The following is a 17,291-nucleotide window of genomic DNA, read 5'->3' as shown; positions in this document are numbered from 1 at the left end:
GGCAAACTGTGCTGATGCTGGAAGCAGGACAGATTAAGCATTCCGCCGATTTTGCGGCGGCCGGCGACACCCTCGTCGGGCGCGTCATGGCAGCGATCCGCCAGCGGATCGCCGGGCGGACGCTGGCGCCGGGGGCGAAGCTGCCCTCGATCCGGGGCCTTGCCGAGAGCATGGGCGTCTCGAAATCGACCGTGGTCGAGGCCTATGAACGGCTGGCGGCGGAGGGGGCGATCCAGGCAAGACGCGGCTCCGGCTTCTATGTCCGGCGCCTGCCACCACTCTCGCTCGCCGATGTCGCGCCAAAGCTCGACCGGGCCGTCGACCCGCTCTGGATCTCCAGGCAATCTCTGGATGCCGGTGTCGGCAGCCTGAGGCCAGGCTGTGGCTGGCTGCCGCCCGACTGGATGCCGGAAGCCTCGCTCCGCCAGGCGCTGCGCCGGCTCAGCCGGGCCGAGGCCGGGACATTGGCCGAATACGGCACGCCGCTCGGCCTGCCGGCGCTGCGTCATCTGCTCGCCCATCGCCTGGCCGAGCGCGGCGTCGAAGCTTCGCCCGACCAGATCGTCCTGACCGAGTCGGGCACGCAGGCGATCGACCTCGTTTGCCGCTTCCTGCTCGAGCCTGGCGACACCGTGCTGGTCGACGATCCCTGCTACTTCAATTTCAATGCGCTTTTGCGCGCGCACCGGGCGAAGATCGTCAGCGTGCCCTATACCCCGTCGGGGCCTGATCTTGCCCTGTTCGCGCAGGCGCTGACCGAGCACCGGCCGCTGCTCTACGTCACCAATTGCGCCCTGCATAACCCGACCGGCGCGACGCTCTCGGCCGCGACCGCGCATCGCCTGCTCAAGCTCGCCGAGCAGGCCGGGCTGACCATCGTCGAGGACGATATCTTCGGCGATCTCGAACCGGAGGCGGCGCCGCGGCTCGCCGGGCTCGACGGTCTGGAGCGGGTGATCCAGATCGGCAGCTTCTCCAAGACGCTGTCGGCGTCGGTACGCTGTGGCTACATCGCGGCGCGGCGCGACTGGATCGAGGGGCTGATCGACCTCAAGGTCGCGCTCTCCTTCGGCGGCGGGCGGCTTGCGGCCGAGCTGGTGCTCGACCTGTTGAAGGACGGCAGTTATCGCCGGCATGTCGAAGCACTGCGCCAGCGTCTGGGGCGGGCCATGGCAGAGACGCGGGGCCGGCTTGCCGAGCTCGGCATCGAGCCCTGGCTGACGCCACGCGGTGGGCTGTTCCTGTGGTGCCGCCTGCCGGGAGAGCTCGACGGCGCCGAGATTGCCCGGGATGCGCTGGGCGAGGGGGTCGTACTCGCGCCGGGCAATGCCTTCAGCCTGTCGCGGACGGCCCGGCATTTCATGCGCTTCAACGTGGCGCAGGCTGCCGACCCCAGGATTTTCACCGTGCTGCGTCAGGCGATGCGGGTGGGATCAGCGCAATGATTTCCGGAACCGTTACGCCGCCGCAATGTCGGTCTGTGAGAAATCATTGCCCTTGAAGAGCAAAGGTTCTCCGCTCGCTTTCGCGAGGGCATAGGCAAAACAATCGCCGAAATTCAGTCCCGCCCGGTGGCGCCCCTTGCCGAAATCGAGGAAAGCCTGACGCGCCAGATCACCATGATCCACGGACACCGGCTCGATGATGATCCCTGCACGCCGGAAGAACGCTTCGGCTTGGCGCATCCCCTCGGGGCCAAGCTGATGTTCGACGACCATCGATAGCTCGACATAGTTCGCAACGCTGATCCGGCTGGTTTCGGCCGCGTGGATGCGCTTGACGAAGGCTTCAGCTTCGGGCTCGCGATAAAGGATCGCGACGAGCGCAGATGTATCGACGATCATTTCGGGATACCGCTCTCATCATAAAGCAGGTCCGCGTGGTCGGCATATGGGCGCTTCACATGGCCGGCGGCGCGTTCGGCAATCTGCAGAAGCTCCTCGACGCTTGCGCGCCCCTTTTGCCGTTCGATTTTGTTCCAGCGTTCCCGCAAGGCTTCGGTCACGACACGGGTCATGCTTTCGCCCGTGGCATGAGAGATCGCCTGGGCAAGGCGATGGGCTTCGGGATCTTTGATGCTGAGACTCATGATGCTCCTCATTCTAGAAATATTTCGTATGTTCTACCATTCTACCGTGCGGTCGCTCGAATTCAAGCGACCTGCAAAGCGTCCAATAAAGCCGCGAATATCGATGTCGGTGAGTGATGCGGGCTTGCATAATTCCTGCGTCTGACATAAAGATATCTTTATATCTTTCACAGAGAAAATCGAGGCCACTCGTAGTGACCCGTCCTTCCCATCATTCGCTGCCGACCTTGCTGTCCTGCCTGCGCGCGGCGGGCGAGGAAACGCGCCTGCGGATCCTGGCGTTGCTGGCGGAAGGCGAGCTCTCAGTCTCGGATCTCACCGACATTCTCGGCCAATCGCAGCCGCGCATCTCGCGCCATCTCAAGCTGATGGCCGAGGCCGGGCTGCTGCGCCGCTCGCGCGAGGGCGCCTTCGCCTTCTTCCGGCTCGACGACGGGACGGCGGGCGGTACGCTGGCGCTAACGCTCGCCCGCGATCTCGATCCCGCGGATCCTGTCCTGGCGGCCGACCGCGAGCGCCTCACGGCGGTGCGTGCTAGCCGGGCTGCGGCGGCGCAATCCTATTTCGCCAATGTCGCGCGTGAATGGGACCAGCTGCGCTCGCTGCACGTGCCGGACGCGGCCGTGGAAGCGGCCGTCGAGGCCGCTGTCGGCGAGACGCCGATGCAGGCGCTGCTCGATCTCGGCACCGGCACCGGGCGCATGCTCGAGCGGCTGGCGCCAAAGGCGGCGCGCGCGGTCGGCGTCGATGCCAGCCACGCCATGCTGGCGGTGGCGCGGGCCAACCTGGAGAAGGCAGGGCTGTCGCGGGTCGAGCTCCGGCAGGGCGACATCTATGCGCTGCCCTTCGCGCGCGGCTCCTTCGACCTGGTGATCGTGCACCAGGTCCTGCATTTCCTCGACGACCCGGCGCGCGCACTGCGCGAGGCGGCGGCACTGCTTTCGCCGGGCGGGCGGCTGATCCTGGTCGACTTTGCTCCGCACGAGATGGAATTCCTGCGCACCGAGCACGCCCATCGCCGTCTCGGCTTCGAGAAGGACGAGATCGCCGCCTGGTTCGCCGAGGCCGGCCTCGACTGCGATCTCGCCGAGGAGGTCACGGCTCCCGACGGGGCTTGCGGCCAGCTTGGCGTCATGCTCTGGCGCGGGCGCGACCGGCGCCTCCAGGGTGATTTTCCGATTCGTCAGTTCGATCGTGAGGTTGCGTGATGAACGCGTTCCGTCCCAGCCGCCACGGCTCGCGCCGCCCGCGCGTCTCCTTCGAGTTCTTCCCGCCGAAGAACGAGGAGATGGAGGTCAATCTCTGGGACAGCGTGCGCCGGCTGGAGCCGCTCGGTCCGGCGTTCGTCTCGGTGACCTATGGCGCCGGCGGCTCGACCCGCGAGCGCACCCACAACACCGTCAAGCGCATGATCGACGAGACGGGCCTGAAGCCGGCGGCGCATCTGACCTGCGTCTCCGCCTCCTGCGCCGAGGTCGACGACGTCATCCGTTCCTATTGGGCGGCGGGCGTGCGCCATATCGTGGCGCTGCGCGGCGATCCGGCCGGTGGGCTCGGTACCACCTATGAGCCGCACCCTGAGGGCTATCACCAGACCTCCGACCTGGTCGAAGGCATCCGCAAGATCGGCGAATTCGAGGTCACCGTCTCGGCCTATCCTGAGAAGCACCCGGAGGCGGCCTCGCTCGATGCCGACATCGATGCGCTCAAGAAGAAGGTCGATGCCGGCGCGACCCGGGCGATCACCCAGTTCTTCTTCGATAACGACGTCTATTTCCGCTATCTCGACAAGGTCCGTGCCAGCGGCATCGATATCCCGATCCTGCCCGGCATCGTGCCGGTGCAGAACTTCAAGCAGACCGCCGGCTTTGCCCGCCGGACCGGGGCGAGCGTGCCGCAATGGCTGGCCGACCGCTTCGAAGGGCTGGAGGACGACCCGGCGACGCGCCGGCTGGTCGCCGCCGCCGTCTGCGCCGAGCAGGTGCTCGACCTGATCGATCGCGGCGTCTCCGACCTGCATTTCTACACGATGAACAAGGCCGACCTGGTCTATGCGATCTGCCATCTCGTCGGCTTGAAGCCGGAGAAGGCGCAGGCGCAGCAGGTGGCGGCGGAGTAGCCTGATGTCCGACTACAAGCCCACTCCCGTCGACGGCGCCGAGATCGAGCGCGCCCTGCGCCAGGCCGCCTCCGAACGCATCCTCATCCTCGATGGCGCGATGGGGACGCAGATCCAGGACCTGAAGCTGACCGAAGCCGATTTCCGCGGCGAGCGCTTCAAGGGCTGGAACCATGACCTCAAGGGCAATAACGACCTGATCGCCCTGACACTGCCCGACGCGCTGCGCGACATCCATCTCGCCTATTACCGGGCCGGCGCCGACATCGTCGAGACCAACACCTTCTCCGGTACATCGATCGCCCAGGCCGACTACGGCATGGAGGCGATCGTCTATGAGCTCAATGTCGAATGTGCCCGGCTCGCCCGCGAGGCCGCCGAGATCGCCCGCAAGGAGGACGGCCGGCGCCGTTTCGTCGCCGGCGCGATCGGCCCGACCAACCGCACGCTCTCGATCTCGCCCGACGTCAACAATCCCGGTTTCCGCGCCGTCACCTTCGATCAGGTGCGCGACTCCTATGCCGAGCAGGTGCGCGGGCTGATCGACGGCGGCTCGGAATTGCTGCTGATCGAGACGATCTTCGACACGCTCAACGCCAAGGCCGCGATCGTCGCGATCCAGGAGGTTTTTCGCGAGAAGGGCATGAAGCTGCCGGTGATGATCTCCGGCACGATCACCGATCTCTCCGGCCGCACGCTGTCCGGCCAGACGGTCGAGGCCTTCTGGAACGCGGTGCGCCATGCCGATCCGTTGACGATCGGCCTCAACTGCGCGCTCGGCGCACGCGAGATGCGCGCCCATATCAAGGACATGTCGCGCGTCGCCGGCACCCTGGTCTGTGCCTATCCCAATGCCGGCCTGCCCAACGAGTTTGGCCTCTATGACGAGCGGCCGGAAGCGACCGCCAAGATGCTGGGCGAGTTCGCCGATGCCGGCTTCGTCAACATGGTCGGCGGCTGCTGCGGCACCACGCCGGACCATATCCGCGCGATCGCGGAGGCCGTCGCCGGCAAGGCGCCGCGCAGCGTGCCGGAGCCGAAGCCTTATCTCAGGCTCGCCGGGCTCGAGCCGTTCACGCTCGACGAGACCATTCCTTTCGTCAATATCGGCGAGCGCACCAACGTCACCGGCTCGGCCAAGTTCCGCAAGCTGGTCACCGCCGGCGACTTCGCCGCCGCGCTCGATGTCGCGCGCGATCAGGTCGCCAATGGCGCGCAGGTGATCGACATCAACATGGATGAGGGCCTGCTCGATTCCGAGAAGGCAATGACCGAGTTCTGCAACCTGATCGCCTCGGAGCCGGACATCAGCCGCGTGCCGATCATGGTCGATTCCTCGAAATTCCATGTGATCGAGGCCGGCCTCAAGACGATCCAGGGCAAGCCGATCGTCAACTCGATCTCGATGAAGGAGGGCGAGGAAGCCTTCCTCGAGCATGCCCGCATCTGCCGGCAATATGGTGCGGCGGTCGTGGTCATGGCCTTCGACGAGACCGGCCAGGCCGACACCTACCAGCGCAAGATCGAGATCTGCACGCGGGCCTACAAGCTGCTGACCGAGCAGGCCGGCTTCCCGCCCGAGGACATCATCTTCGATCCGAACATCTTCGCGGTGGCGACCGGCATCGAGGAACACGACAACTACGGCAACGACTTTATCAACGCGACCCGCACCATCCGGGAGACGCTGCCGCACGCCCATATCTCAGGCGGCGTCTCGAACCTGTCCTTCTCGTTCCGCGGCAATGAGAAGGTCCGCGAGGCGATGCATTCGGTCTTCCTGTACCATTGCATCAAGGTCGGGATGGATATGGGCATCGTGAATGCCGGCCAGCTCGGCAGCTACGATGATCTCGATCCGGAATTGCGCGAGCTTTGCGAGGACGTCGTCCTCAACCGCCGCAAGGATTCGACCGAGCGCCTGCTCGATGCCGCTCCGCGTTTCAAGGGCGACGGCTCGGCGGCGGTCTCGGGCAAGGATCTCGCCTGGCGCGAGACCGATGTGCACGAGCGCCTCAAGCACGCGCTGGTCAATGGCATCACCGAGTTCATCGACCGCGACACCGAAGAGGCGCGCACTCAGGCCGAGAAGCCGCTTCATGTCATCGAAGGGCCGCTGATGGCCGGGATGAACGTCGTCGGTGACCTGTTCGGCGCTGGCAAGATGTTCCTGCCGCAGGTGGTGAAGTCGGCCCGCGTGATGAAGCAGGCGGTCGCCTATCTCATGCCGTACATGGAGGAGGAGAAGCGCCTCAACGGCGGCGGCGAGCGCTCGGCGGCCGGCAAGGTGCTGATGGCGACGGTGAAGGGCGATGTCCACGACATCGGCAAGAACATCGTCGGCGTCGTGCTCCAGTGCAATAATTACGAGGTGATCGACCTCGGCGTGATGGTGCCGACGCAGAAGATCCTCGACACGGCGCGCAAGGAGAAGGTCGATATCATCGGGCTCTCCGGCCTGATCACGCCCTCGCTCGACGAGATGGTCACCGTCGCCTCCGAGATGGAGCGCGAGGGCTTCGACATCCCGCTCTTGATCGGTGGGGCGACGACGAGCCGCGTCCACACCGCGGTGAAGATCCACCCGGCCTATGAACGCGGCCAGACGGTCTATGTCACCGACGCCTCGCGTGCGGTCGGCGTCGTCTCCAGCCTGCTCTCGCAGGAGCAGAAGGGGCCTTACGTCGAGGGCATCCAGGCCGAATACGAGAAGGTCGCAGCCGCGCATCGCCGCTCGGAGGCCGACAAGCAGCGCCTGCCGCTGGCGAAGGCCCGCGCCAATGCCTTCAAGCCGGACTGGACCAGTTACCAGCCGCCGAAGCCGACCTTCCTCGGCACGCGCGTCTTCCGGACCTATGATCTCGCGGAGCTCGTTCCGCTGATCGACTGGACGCCGTTCTTCCAGACCTGGGAGCTGAAGGGCCGGTACCCTGCGATCCTCGAGGACGAGAAGCAGGGCGAGGCGGCGCGCGCGCTCTGGGACGATGCGCAGGCGATGCTGAAACGCGTGGTCGAGGAACGCTGGTTCAATCCGAAGGCGGTTGTCGGCTTCTGGCCGGCGAACGCGGTCGGCGACGACATCCGCCTCTATACCGGCGAGAGCCGGCAGGAGACGCTCGCCACCTTCCACGGCCTGCGCCAGCAGCTCTCCAAGCGCGACGGCAAGCCGAACATGTGCATTTCCGACTTCATCGCGCCCGAAGGTATCGAGCGGCCCGATTATGTCGGTGCCTTCGTGGTGACGTCGGGCGCGGAGGAAGAGCGCATCTCGGAGAAATTCGCGCGCGACAATGACGATTACCGCTCGATCATGGTCAAGGCGCTGGCCGACCGCATTGCCGAAGCCTTTGCCGAGCGCATGCATCAGCGCGTGCGGACCGAATTCTGGGCCTATGCGCCGGACGAGAGCTACTCGAACGAGGACCTGATCCGCGAGGAATACCAGGGCATCCGCCCGGCGCCGGGCTATCCGGCCCAGCCGGATCATACCGAGAAGGCGTCCTTGTTCGAGCTGCTCCAGGCCGAGCGCCGCGTCGGCGTCAAGCTGACCGAGAGCTATGCGATGTGGCCGGGTTCCTCGGTCTCCGGCCTCTACCTCTCGCATCCGGAGGCCTACTATTTCGGCGTCGCCAAGGTCGAGCGCGACCAGGCCGAGGACTACGCGGTCCGCAAGGGCATGGACATCCGCGAGGTCGAGCGCTGGCTCTCGCCGATCCTGAACTACGAGCCGAGCGCTTATGCGGAGGCGGCGGAGTAGAGGCGATTGGGCCTCACCCGCCGCAGCGCTGCGCCATCACGGCAAAGCCCTTCTGCCCGCCGGCGAGCGGGAAGCTCTGGGTCTCGCCCTCGATGCGAAGCGTCAGGCTCTGGCCCTTTCGCAGCACCGACTGGAGCGCGGGCGTCAGCGTCGTCGTCGTCTCGAAATGATTGCCCATCTCGTCGTTGATCAGCTTCATGCTCAGATCGGCCTGCCCGCCGCTCGACGATAACCGGGCGCTTGTGACGGCGTTGTCCTTCATGCCTTCCTTGAAGAAGGGAACCCGCACGGTCAGGCTCTTGCTGGCGAAATCGCAGGAGAAGAACAGGCGCTGATCGTCCGTCTGCGGCATCTCATAGGCGACGACGATGCCCTCACCATCCTGCCGAATCCCCCAGCTCAGACCGTCCTTGGCCAAAGCAGCGGCGGTCTGGAGCGCCAAAGCGGGCGCCAGCAGGAAAATCGCCTTCGACGTCATGATAGCTGTCCTCGTATCCGGTAGTCGCCGCGCCCTTGCGCGGAGCAGGCGCCAATTCGCGTGTTGCACCGCCATTGCGGCTGCTTGGTTTCGCTTGCAATCACGACCAAAAATTGAGCGGACAAAAGCAAACAGGCCGCCCGAAGGCGGCCTGTCCACAACCCAGCGATGTCAGCCAGCTCAGGCCGGCACGGCGGCGGCGCCGAAATCGCCGGCTTCGCGGCTCTGCTTGCTGGCCTCCGTCACCGGCACGACACGTGAGACCGAGCGGCGCTCTTCATCGATGCGCTCGATCAGGAAATAGGCGCGCTCGGCCGAGCCGAGCAGCGCCAGGATCGCGCCACGCTCGACCCAGGGCAGCTCGGCGCCAAGGCGCAGGCAGCGCTCGCGGACAGCCGTGAGGGCGGAGATGCGCGGCTCGGCCTCGGCCGAAACGATCGGCCCGTCCTGCCCGGCCGGAACGATGGCGCGCATCGCCTCGGCGACCTGGTCGACGACGCTGTCGACGATCTCCCGGCCAGGCGCGCCGAAGGGCTGGCGCTCGATGCGGCGGGCGATCTGGTAGAGCGTCTCGCCGAGGCTGGCGGTGAAGTCCTCTTCCTCGATCAGGCTCGCCACCAGGTCGGCGCGGGCATAGGGCATCTCCGACGTGAACATGCCGGAGGTATAGGCGCGGATGTCGCGGTTGAGCACGTCGATCGCAGTGTAGAGTTCGTCGCTCTTCTCCGGCGCGTCCGGCTTGTTGCGGGCGATGTCGAGAAAGAGCTGCGTCGCCTGGAGATAGCGACCGGTCTCCTGCTGGATGTTCGCGACGGCATGGCCATGGTCGGTCGCCTTGGCGAGGAAACGCGGCTGCGAGTAGTCCTCGACATCGTCCAGATGCGACGCGCCGACCTTCAGCAGCACGCGCTCGAAGACGCCGACGAAGGGGAAGAGCAGGACGGTGTTGAAGATGTTGAAGAAGGTCGAGTAGAGGCCGATCGCGACCGGGATCAGCGGGAAGGTCTCCTTGCCGTCCTTGATGACCGCCACGCCCGGATTGCCGCCGAACCACTGCATGGCCCAGGTCAGCACGTCCATCGAGACGAAGAAGAGCGGTATCGTGATGGCGACGCCGATGATGTTGAAGGAGATGTGGAAATAGGCGGCGCGCTTGGCGTTCTTGGTCAGGTTGAGCGAGGCCATCCAGGAGGTGATGGTGGTGCCGAGATCGGCGCCGAGCGAGAAGGCGACGGCGGTCTTCCAGTCGAGGATACCGGCGGCGCCGAGGCCCATGACGATGCCGATCGTCGCCGAGGAGGAGTGAATCATCGCGGTGATGCCGGCGGCGATCAGCACGCAGTAGAGCAGGCCGAGATAGCTGTCGGCCTTGAGCGAGGAGATGACGCCCATCACCTCCGGCATCGAGCGCAAGGGGCGCAGGCCGCCGGTCATCAGGTTGAGGCCGTAGAAGATCAGCGCGAAGCCCATGCAGGCAAGCGCGATGTTCTTCACCTTGTCGGTCTTGGCGAAGATGTGCAGCAGCGCGAAGATGCCGGCGAGAAACAGGCCTAGCGGGCCGAGCGGCAGGGCGATCAGGCCGTTGCCGAGGGTCGTGCCGATATTGGCGCCCATGATCACGCTGATCGCGGGCCGCAGGCCGATCACCCCGGCGTTGACGAGGCCGACCACCATCACGGTCATCGCGGTCGAGGACTGGATGATGCCGGTGATGAAGGTGCCGGCGAGGACGCCCTTGACCGGCGTGCCGGCGATCTTGGCGAGCAGCGCCCGCATCTTGTTGACGGCGAGATTCTGGATGCCGTTGCTCATGAATTCGAGGCCGAGCATGAAGATGCCCAGGCCACCGATCACAGGCACGATCACCTGCGTGAAGATATCGACTTGCATGCTCTCGACTCCGACAAGGGGGCGCGGTCGCCTCTGCGGCCGGTCGGGGCATCACGGCGAGCATCAGCGCACGCGTCCCGCAACGGACACGCGCGCTCTTCCGTGCCGGTTTCCCCACCTGGCCAGCGGAGTCCTAGGCAGGTCGTGCGACAGCCCGGTGACTATGCGTCACGACGGTGGCCGGTCGCTGGCAGTGCGTGGCCGCCGGCTCCAATGCCTGCCGGCGGCCTGTTGTCGGTTGCTCAGGCTGCTGCCTCGTCGAGATCGAAATGGAAGACCTTGGCGATCACGCGCCAGTGTCCGTCGAGCCTGACAAAACTCAGGAGGTCGGTGAAGCGCTTGGGGCCGATGGCGCATTCGACCCGGGCGAGGGCGGTCACCGGCCCGGCGAATTCGATCGAGAGGATGCGGTCATAGCGGGGCTCGCCGCGACTTGCCGGTGAAGGCCGCTTCGCCACCATCGGCAGATACTCCGCCATGGTCAGGTAGGTCAGGCTACCCTCGGTGCCGCAGGCATAGATCGCCTGCGGGTGGAAGAGCTGCCCGAGCTTGCCGGCATCGCTGTGATGGAGCCCGTCGAAATAGTCGCCAAGCGCGGCAACGATCTCGGCAAAGCGCGGATCGGCGCTCACTGGAGCAAGCCCTCGGCCCGCATTGCCTCCTGCACGCCGACGCGGGCGCCGATCCGCGCCATGAACGCTCGCAGCTTCGGGAAGGCGTCGAGCGGAACGCCGCGGCTGTCGGACCAGTTGACGATGGTGAAGAGGTAGCCGTCGGCGACGGTGAAATGCTCGCCGAGGAGATGGCTGCGGCCATCGGCGAGGAGGGCTTCGATATAAGCGAGCTTCCTGGCGACGCGGGTCCGCGCCGCCACCTTGCCGTCCTCGGTGGTGTCTGGGAGGAAGAGCGGCGTATAGGCCTTGTGCAACTCGCTGCCGATGAAGTTCATGACCTCCTCGAGCTTGAAGCGCTCGAAGCTGCCGGGCTTGGGCGCCAGATCGGCAGCGGGGGCAAGATCGGCGATGTAGCGGGCGATGACCGCGCCTTCGGTCAGCACAGTGCCGTCGTCGAACTGCAGTGCGGGGACGTAGCCCTTCGGATTGACCGCGGCATAGTCGGCGCCACTCTCGGTCCGACCGGCGATCAGGTCGACTTTCTCCAGGGTGACGGGTAGGCCGGCCTCGCGCAGGGCGATATGGGGCGAAAGCGAGCAGGCGCCCGGCGAGTAGTAGAGCTTCATGGTGGTTTCCTCATCCGCGTTGACGATGGCGGAGAGCTAGGCGGAGGCAGTTACCTTTGTATATGGGGTAACTTGTTGTAACTGCGTTTTCCGGTATCCTCCCGGTAACCGGAGGGATTGCCGCATGGCCTTGAAACTCAGGAAGAACCGCGCTTTGCCGCAGCCCGAGACCTGCAATGTCGGCGCCTGCATGCAGGTGCTCGGCGGGGCCTGGACGCCGAATGTGATCTGGTTCCTGAGCGGCGGGCCGCGTCGCTTCGGGGAACTCAGGCGCGACATCCCGGCGATCTCGGCCAAGATGCTGAGCGCGCGCCTGCGAGTGCTGGAGAGCAAGGGTGTCGTCCACCGCAAGGTGGTGCCGACGACCCCGCCCTCGACCGAATATGCGCTCACCGACCTTGGGCAGGAGTACGTACCAGCGATCCTTGCGATCGCCGAGGTCGGCGCCAAGCTGAAGGCGCAGGCCACGGTGCGAGCGCAGGCGGCCTGAGCGGCGGAACTCAGCCCTTTGCCGCGGCTTCCAGTCCGGCGATGTCGAGCTTGACCATCTTCAGCATCGCCTCGGCGACGCGCTGGGCCTTGGTTCGGTCGGTGTCGCGGATCAATTCGCCGAGGCGCTTGGGCGTGATCTGCCAGGACACGCCCCAGCGATCCTTGAGCCAGCCGCATTGCTCGAATTGGCCGCCCTCGCCGAGCGCCTCCCAGAGCCTGTCGATCTCGGCTTGCGTTTCGCACTCGACCACGATCGAGAAGGTGTGGTTGAACGCATCGGAGCGCCCGGCCTCGAAAGCCTGGTAGCGCTGGCCGCCGATGGTGAAGGAGGCGATCTTGACGCTCTCCGCCGGTCCGCTCGGCGATTCCGCCGGCAAAGCGCTGCTCCATTCGAGCGCCGAGTTCGGGATCAGCGAGGTGTAGAGGCTGATCGCGGCCTCCATATCCTTATCGAACCAGAGATTCTGGGTGACCTTCATCGCGATGCTCCCTGCTGCGCCATCAAGCCAGAGATTGGCCTGTCGCTTCAAGGACGAACGAGAGAAGAAGGTTCCGACAAGGACGAGACGATTTTTCCGGAGGAGGTTGGGACCGCGAGGGTTGAGGGCGCCTCATCCCGCTTGCCTCCTGCTCACGCTCCCCGTGTGCGTGCAGCGGCCCCGCTTCTTAGCGAGGCCGCTGCTTCAGCTCACCAGCGATCGTAGCGTGGGCGACCATAGCCGTCGCCATATCCGCGCCGGTAGCCGTAACCGCCTCCGTAGCCCCCGCCATAACCGCGTCCATAGCCACGCCCGTAACCGTCGCCGTAACCGCGCCCGTAGCCGCCACCGCGGCCATAACGCTGGCGATCGAGGTTGTTCTGGATGATCTGCATCCGCCGCATCTTAGCGTCGCTGGCGGTGAACTCGGTCGGCAGTTTGTCGAGTTGCTGCGCGGTCGCGGAGGGAAGCGATCCGCTGAGCTCGGCCGCGGAGGCGGTGTTGACCGCCGTGGCGGAGCCGATGAGCAGGGCAGCGGCGATCAATAGATGTCGCATGAAAGGTCTCCTGATTTGTTGAGGCGATGATCGCAGTCGCAATTGCAACGCCACCTGAACGGAATTGTTCGCTCGCGTTCAGCGAACGCGCGGACCGAGCGGCCACTTTGGACACGACGCGAGCGCCGTCAGCCGAATCGGCCCGCTTGCGGACGATGGTCCAAAGAAGGTTGCCGAAAGGTTGCGGCGCTGTCTGACGGATTTACGTCAGATCACGCCAGCGCGGCTGTGGCGCGCTCCACGATGATGGGTGGCGTCGATGTCCGGAGTGGGGGGAGAGCGGACGCTTCTGAACTGCAGTCGGCGCAATCAGCTCGTCACCGAAATTTCTTAACGCGTGAGCGTTATAGGCCTTGCCACCCAAGGTAGTGAGACGGCATGGGCGGAGGCGAACGTGAGGAGCTTGATCGCTTGGTGGTGTGCACTGTTTGGGCTGAAAGATCAGGTTCTAGTCAACTTGGTCACGGCCATCATTGCGGCTGCCACCCTCCTGTGGGCGCTTTCGACCATTGTTTCGGTAGTGGTCGCTTTCTTGTTTCGCGCTTTTGTGTGGCGTTGACGTCTTCCGGAAAGCACGCACTACCGGCCGGTGAGCGATGGGAGCCCGCCACACTGCCGGTCGATGAGTAAAATTTCGGCAGCTATCCATCGCAGGGAGATTTCGGTGAGTGTTAGATCCTTAAAGCTGCTCCATGATGCAGGGTGGATCCTTACCATTCTTCCGCTTGCCCTAATGTCTTTTGAACGAATTTACACTCCGTGGCTGCTGATCGCCAATTTTATTGGCTGTGGTATGATAATATTTGCCTTCGTTATCACAAGAAAAACTCCTGAAGCTCGCCTTAACGACGAGCTGATACAGAATGAGACCAGGGAGTATTATCTCCAGGGAGTATTATCTAAAGTATCCTTGGCGGCCTATTGCAAAATGTTTACTCGTTTCATTTGGATTATTTCTGCCGATTATCAAAGGATATTTTACTTCACAGATTCTCAAGTAATCTACATCGCGTTATTGTTATGGTATACGCCGCACATGATCGGCAATGCGTTTTTCGGCGGCCGGCGAGCGTTGCGGATCAAAAGCCCGCAGCGAGTGGGCGGCCAATAGTAGCGAATGTCCGTGACGGGTCGGGAGCTGCCACTCCAGCCCAGCAGTTCTCTGCCTAGACCGCGCGCAGCGCCCCAACGCCGACCATCGCCACATCCCCCGCCTCCTGCACCGGATCGCCGAACAGGCGCAGGCAGTTGCGGCCGGCCGCCTTGGCGACGTAGAGCGCCGAATCCGCTTCGGCGAAGCGCCGCTCGGGGTCGTGCAGGAGGCCGGGGCGCAAGATGGTGGCGCCGATCGAGGCGCTGACCTCGATCTGTGTCTCGCGCCACGTGACCGGACGGGACAGGGCCTTCTGGGCCTGCTCCAGCCGGTGGAGCAGATAAGGCCGGCCGGCGGCCGAGCAGAGCAGGAGGCCGAATTCGTCACCACCGATGCGGGCGATGATCGGGGCATCGCTCAGCGAGGTCTCGAGCCGCATCGCGATCTGGCGCAGGCATTCATCGCCGGCGGCATGGCCGAAGCGATCGTTGATCGGCTTCAGATTGTCGAGGTCGACGATGGCGAGCAGGCCGAGCGCGCAATTGTCGCCGGTGTGGCGGCGCAGATCGGAGAGCTGCATCTCGAAGGCGCGGCGGTTGGCGAGGCCCGTCAGCGGGTCGCTATAGGCGAGCCGGCGCAGCCCCAGCCACATGTCCTTCTCGCCGGTGATGTCCTGCTTGGCGCCGTGGATGCGGACCGGCCGGCCGTGCTCGTGCGTCACAGAGGCGGAGAGGCGCATCCAGCGCTCGGCGCCGGCGGCGGTACGGATCCGTGCGTCAATGCTGAAGCCCTGTCCGGATGCTATCAGCCGGCCACGGAGACGCTCCATCTCGGCGCGTGAGTCATCGTAGTAGAGATCGACGATCGAAGGGCGGTGGATCGCCGAGCCGCGTGGCAGGCCGAAGAGGTCGTAAATGCCGTCGGTCCAGCTCAATTGGGTGTCGGCGAGCCGGCATTCCCAGGCGCCGATGCCGGCCATCAGCGCAGCCTGGTCGTAGAGGCGTCTGGCTTCGGCGTCGGAGAGCGGCATCGTCTGGCTCTGCGCCCTGCGTCAGGTGATCGGCGAGTCCCGTGACGCTAGAGCGCAACGGTTAACGAAGATTGCCGAGTCACTCGCGTCGCAGCGCCTCGATCGGGTCGAGCCGGGCGGCCTGGCGTGCCGGGTAGAAGCCGAAGAACACGCCGATCAGGCCGGACACGCCGACGGCGACCAGGATCGTTTCCGGCGAGATCACGAAGGGCCAGCCGGCGAAACGGGCGATTCCGGTGGCGGCGCCGATGCCGAGCGCGATGCCGACGGCGCCGCCGATGGTCGCCAGCGTCGTCGCCTCGATCAGGAATTGCGAGAGCACGTCGCGTTGGCGGGCGCCGACGGCGAGGCGCAAGCCGATCTCGCGGGTGCGCTCGGTCACCGAGACCAGCATGATGTTCATGATGCCGATGCCGCCGACCAGCAGCGAGACGCCGGCGACCGCCGCGAGCAGCCAGGAGAGGGTGCTGGCGGCGGCGGTCGCGGTATTGGCGATCTCGGTGAGGTTGCGGACGATGAAATCGTCCTCCTGATCCTCGGCGAGCCGATGGCGCTGGCGCAGCAGCGCGCGCGTCTGCTCGATGCCGGGGTTGATCGCCTCCTCGCTGGCGAACTTGACCATGATAGTCTGGACCGAGCGGTCGCGGGCGTAATTGCGGCCGATGATGCGGCGCCGGCCAGTGTCGAGCGGCACGAAGATGACATCGTCCTGGTCCTGCCCGAGCGCCGACTGGCCCTTGCCCGCCATCACGCCGATGACCTTGAACGGCACGTTGCGGATGCGGAACATCTGGCCGAGCGGATCGCTCTCGCCGAAGAGGTTCTTCGCCACCGTCTGGCCGATGATCGCGACGATCTCACCGCGGCGCAGCTCCTCGGGCTCGAACAGGCGGCCCTCGGCCAGTGCCCATTCGCGGGCGGCGAAGAAATCGAGATCGGTCGCGGTGATCGTCGTCGACCAGTTGGTGCCGGCATAGACCGCCTGGGCGCGCGTGGTTATCACCGAGGCGGAAGCGGTGACGTTCTCGACCTCGTTCAGGACGGCGCGAGCATCCTCGTCGGTCAGGGTCGAGGAGGCACCGGCGCCGAGCCGGACGCCGCCCTGCGTGACGTTGCCGGCCTGGATGATGGCGAGATTGGCGCCGAGCGACTTGATCTGGCTGTCGACGCGCTCGCGGGCGCCCGAGCCGATCGCGACCATGGCGATCACGGCGGCGACGCCGATGATGATGCCGAGCATGGTCAGCGCCGAGCGCAGCGCATTGGCGCCGATGGCGGAGAGGGCGGAGCGGATCGCTTCCAGCAGGCTCATTCGGCGGCCTCCGGCAAGGGGGAAGCCGTATCGTGCGCGGCCAGCGCGGTGCGCGCATCGGCCGGCTCCTGCCTGGTGTCGGCGATGACATGGCCGTCGCGGAAGCGCACGACCCGGCGGGCATGGCGGGCGACCTCGGCATCATGCGTCACCAGCACGACGGTGACGCCCTCGCGGTTGAGGTCCTGGAAGAGGGCCAGGATCTCGAGCGCGGTGCGGCTGTCGAGTGCGCCGGTCGGCTCGTCGGCGAGGAGCAGGCGTGGCTGGTTGACCAGCGCGCGGGCGATCGCGACGCGTTGCTGCTGGCCGCCGGAGAGCTGCATCGGCCGATGATGGGCGCGGTCGGCAAGGCCGACGCGGGCCAATGCGGCAAGTGCACGCTCGCGCCGGGTTTTGCCGTCGAGCCCGGCATAGACCATCGGCAATTCGACATTGGCGCAGGCATCGACCCGCGGCAGCAGGTTGAACTGCTGGAAGATGAAGCCGAGCTTGCGGTTGCGGAGTGCGGCGAGCCCGTCGCTGGAGAGCGTCTCGACCGCGACGCCGTCGAGACGGTAATGGCCACCGGTCGGCCGGTCGAGGCAGCCGATCAGATTCATGAAGGTCGACTTGCCCGAGCCGGACGGCCCCATCACAGCGACGAGTTCGCCGGCCTCGATGTGGAGCGAAACCCCGCCGAGCGCGGTGACGCGGCCGGAATCGAGATCGTAGACCCGGGAGAGATCGCGCACCTCGATCAGGGGCATGGCTGCGGC

At 65.5% G+C, this 17,291-nt stretch carries 17 protein-coding genes; 6 read left to right on the top strand and 11 right to left on the bottom strand.

The annotated features are described in order from the left end of the window. Window positions 1–14: 14 nt before the first annotated feature. Window positions 15–1,445: an aminotransferase-like domain-containing protein gene (locus QO058_RS06070; protein ID WP_284171049.1), complete on the top strand. Its 1,431-nt coding sequence runs from the start codon at window positions 15–17 to the stop codon at window positions 1,443–1,445. 12 nt (window positions 1,446–1,457) lie between these two features. Here the strand turns inward: QO058_RS06070 and QO058_RS06065 are convergent, their stop codons facing one another. Together QO058_RS06065 and QO058_RS06060 are read right to left on the bottom strand one after the other, a co-directional pair. Then, a complete protein-coding gene (locus QO058_RS06065) occupies window positions 1,458–1,844 on the bottom strand; it encodes a type II toxin-antitoxin system VapC family toxin (protein WP_284171047.1) in 387 nt (128 codons plus the stop codon). Beyond that, window positions 1,841–2,089 (bottom strand): type II toxin-antitoxin system VapB family antitoxin, encoded by a 249-nt coding sequence (locus QO058_RS06060; RefSeq protein ID WP_284171046.1) that lies wholly within the window; start codon window positions 2,087–2,089, stop codon window positions 1,841–1,843. The genes QO058_RS06065 and QO058_RS06060 overlap by 4 nt, the downstream gene beginning before the upstream one ends. Before the next feature lie 194 nt (window positions 2,090–2,283). Here QO058_RS06060 and QO058_RS06055 point away from each other — a divergent pair, with 194 nt between their 5' ends. Genes QO058_RS06055 through metH form a run of 3 tightly spaced genes read left to right on the top strand, consistent with a single transcriptional unit; the run spans window position 2,284 to window position 7,965 of the window. After that, entirely contained in the window at window positions 2,284–3,297 is a 1,014-nt protein-coding gene (locus QO058_RS06055; RefSeq protein ID WP_284171045.1) for an ArsR/SmtB family transcription factor, read from the top strand. Then, window positions 3,297–4,208 carry a methylenetetrahydrofolate reductase [NAD(P)H] gene (gene metF / locus QO058_RS06050; protein WP_284171043.1) on the top strand — a complete coding sequence of 304 codons (912 nt, stop codon included), beginning with the start codon at window positions 3,297–3,299 and terminating at the stop codon, window positions 4,206–4,208. The genes QO058_RS06055 and metF overlap by 1 nt, the downstream gene beginning before the upstream one ends. A 4-nt stretch (window positions 4,209–4,212) precedes the next feature. Next, window positions 4,213–7,965 carry a methionine synthase gene (gene metH, locus QO058_RS06045; RefSeq protein WP_284171040.1) on the top strand — a complete coding sequence of 1,251 codons (3,753 nt, stop codon included), beginning with the start codon at window positions 4,213–4,215 and terminating at the stop codon, window positions 7,963–7,965. Window positions 7,966–7,978: 13 nt separating this feature from the next. On the opposite strand, the gene QO058_RS06040 is transcribed toward metH, so the two are convergent. The 4 genes from QO058_RS06040 to gstA form a co-directional block, all read right to left on the bottom strand. Next, window positions 7,979–8,443: a hypothetical protein gene (locus tag QO058_RS06040; protein WP_284171039.1), complete on the bottom strand. Its 465-nt coding sequence runs from the start codon at window positions 8,441–8,443 to the stop codon at window positions 7,979–7,981. Window positions 8,444–8,623: 180 nt separating this feature from the next. Beyond that, window positions 8,624–10,333, bottom strand: coding sequence for a Na/Pi cotransporter family protein (locus tag QO058_RS06035; protein WP_284171038.1), 1,710 nt, complete (start codon window positions 10,331–10,333; stop codon window positions 8,624–8,626). A 242-nt stretch (window positions 10,334–10,575) separates the two neighbouring features. Beyond that, on the bottom strand, window positions 10,576–10,965 hold the full coding sequence (locus QO058_RS06030) for a nuclear transport factor 2 family protein (protein WP_284171036.1): 390 nt from the start codon (window positions 10,963–10,965) through the stop codon (window positions 10,576–10,578). After that, a complete protein-coding gene (gstA, locus tag QO058_RS06025) occupies window positions 10,962–11,573 on the bottom strand; it encodes a glutathione transferase GstA (protein ID WP_284171035.1) in 612 nt (203 codons plus the stop codon). The genes QO058_RS06030 and gstA overlap by 4 nt, the downstream gene beginning before the upstream one ends. Before the next feature lie 124 nt (window positions 11,574–11,697). On the opposite strand from gstA, the gene QO058_RS06020 reads away from it, so the two are divergent. After that, window positions 11,698–12,063 carry a winged helix-turn-helix transcriptional regulator gene (locus QO058_RS06020; RefSeq protein WP_284171034.1) on the top strand — a complete coding sequence of 122 codons (366 nt, stop codon included), beginning with the start codon at window positions 11,698–11,700 and terminating at the stop codon, window positions 12,061–12,063. 10 nt (window positions 12,064–12,073) lie between these two features. On the opposite strand, the gene QO058_RS06015 is transcribed toward QO058_RS06020, so the two are convergent. Beyond that, complete coding sequence (locus QO058_RS06015) at window positions 12,074–12,544, bottom strand: VOC family protein (protein ID WP_284171033.1); 471 nt, start codon at window positions 12,542–12,544, stop codon at window positions 12,074–12,076. 209 nt (window positions 12,545–12,753) lie between these two features. Continuing rightward, window positions 12,754–13,101 (bottom strand): GrrA/OscA1 family cyclophane-containing rSAM-modified RiPP, encoded by a 348-nt coding sequence (grrA, locus tag QO058_RS06010; RefSeq protein WP_284171032.1) that lies wholly within the window; start codon window positions 13,099–13,101, stop codon window positions 12,754–12,756. 664 nt (window positions 13,102–13,765) lie between these two features. Here grrA and QO058_RS06005 point away from each other — a divergent pair. Beyond that, complete coding sequence (locus QO058_RS06005) at window positions 13,766–14,212, top strand: hypothetical protein (RefSeq protein WP_284171030.1); 447 nt, start codon at window positions 13,766–13,768, stop codon at window positions 14,210–14,212. A gap of 55 nt (window positions 14,213–14,267) precedes the next feature. Here the strand turns inward: QO058_RS06005 and QO058_RS06000 are convergent, their stop codons facing one another. The 3 genes from QO058_RS06000 to QO058_RS05990 form a co-directional block, all read right to left on the bottom strand. Beyond that, window positions 14,268–15,224, bottom strand: coding sequence for a diguanylate cyclase domain-containing protein (locus QO058_RS06000; RefSeq protein WP_284171029.1), 957 nt, complete (start codon window positions 15,222–15,224; stop codon window positions 14,268–14,270). 79 nt (window positions 15,225–15,303) lie between these two features. Further along, entirely contained in the window at window positions 15,304–16,536 is a 1,233-nt protein-coding gene (locus QO058_RS05995; protein ID WP_284171027.1) for an ABC transporter permease, read from the bottom strand. Then, window positions 16,533–17,282 carry an ABC transporter ATP-binding protein gene (locus tag QO058_RS05990; protein ID WP_284171026.1) on the bottom strand — a complete coding sequence of 250 codons (750 nt, stop codon included), beginning with the start codon at window positions 17,280–17,282 and terminating at the stop codon, window positions 16,533–16,535. The genes QO058_RS05995 and QO058_RS05990 overlap by 4 nt, the downstream gene beginning before the upstream one ends. Window positions 17,283–17,291 lie beyond the last annotated feature (9 nt).

The sequence above is a fragment of the Bosea vestrisii genome, from assembly GCF_030144325.1.
GTDB lineage: Bacteria > Pseudomonadota > Alphaproteobacteria > Rhizobiales > Beijerinckiaceae > Allobosea > Allobosea vestrisii_A.
The sequence above is the reverse complement of the archived record's forward strand: the minus strand, read 5'-3'. Positions and strand labels throughout refer to the sequence as shown.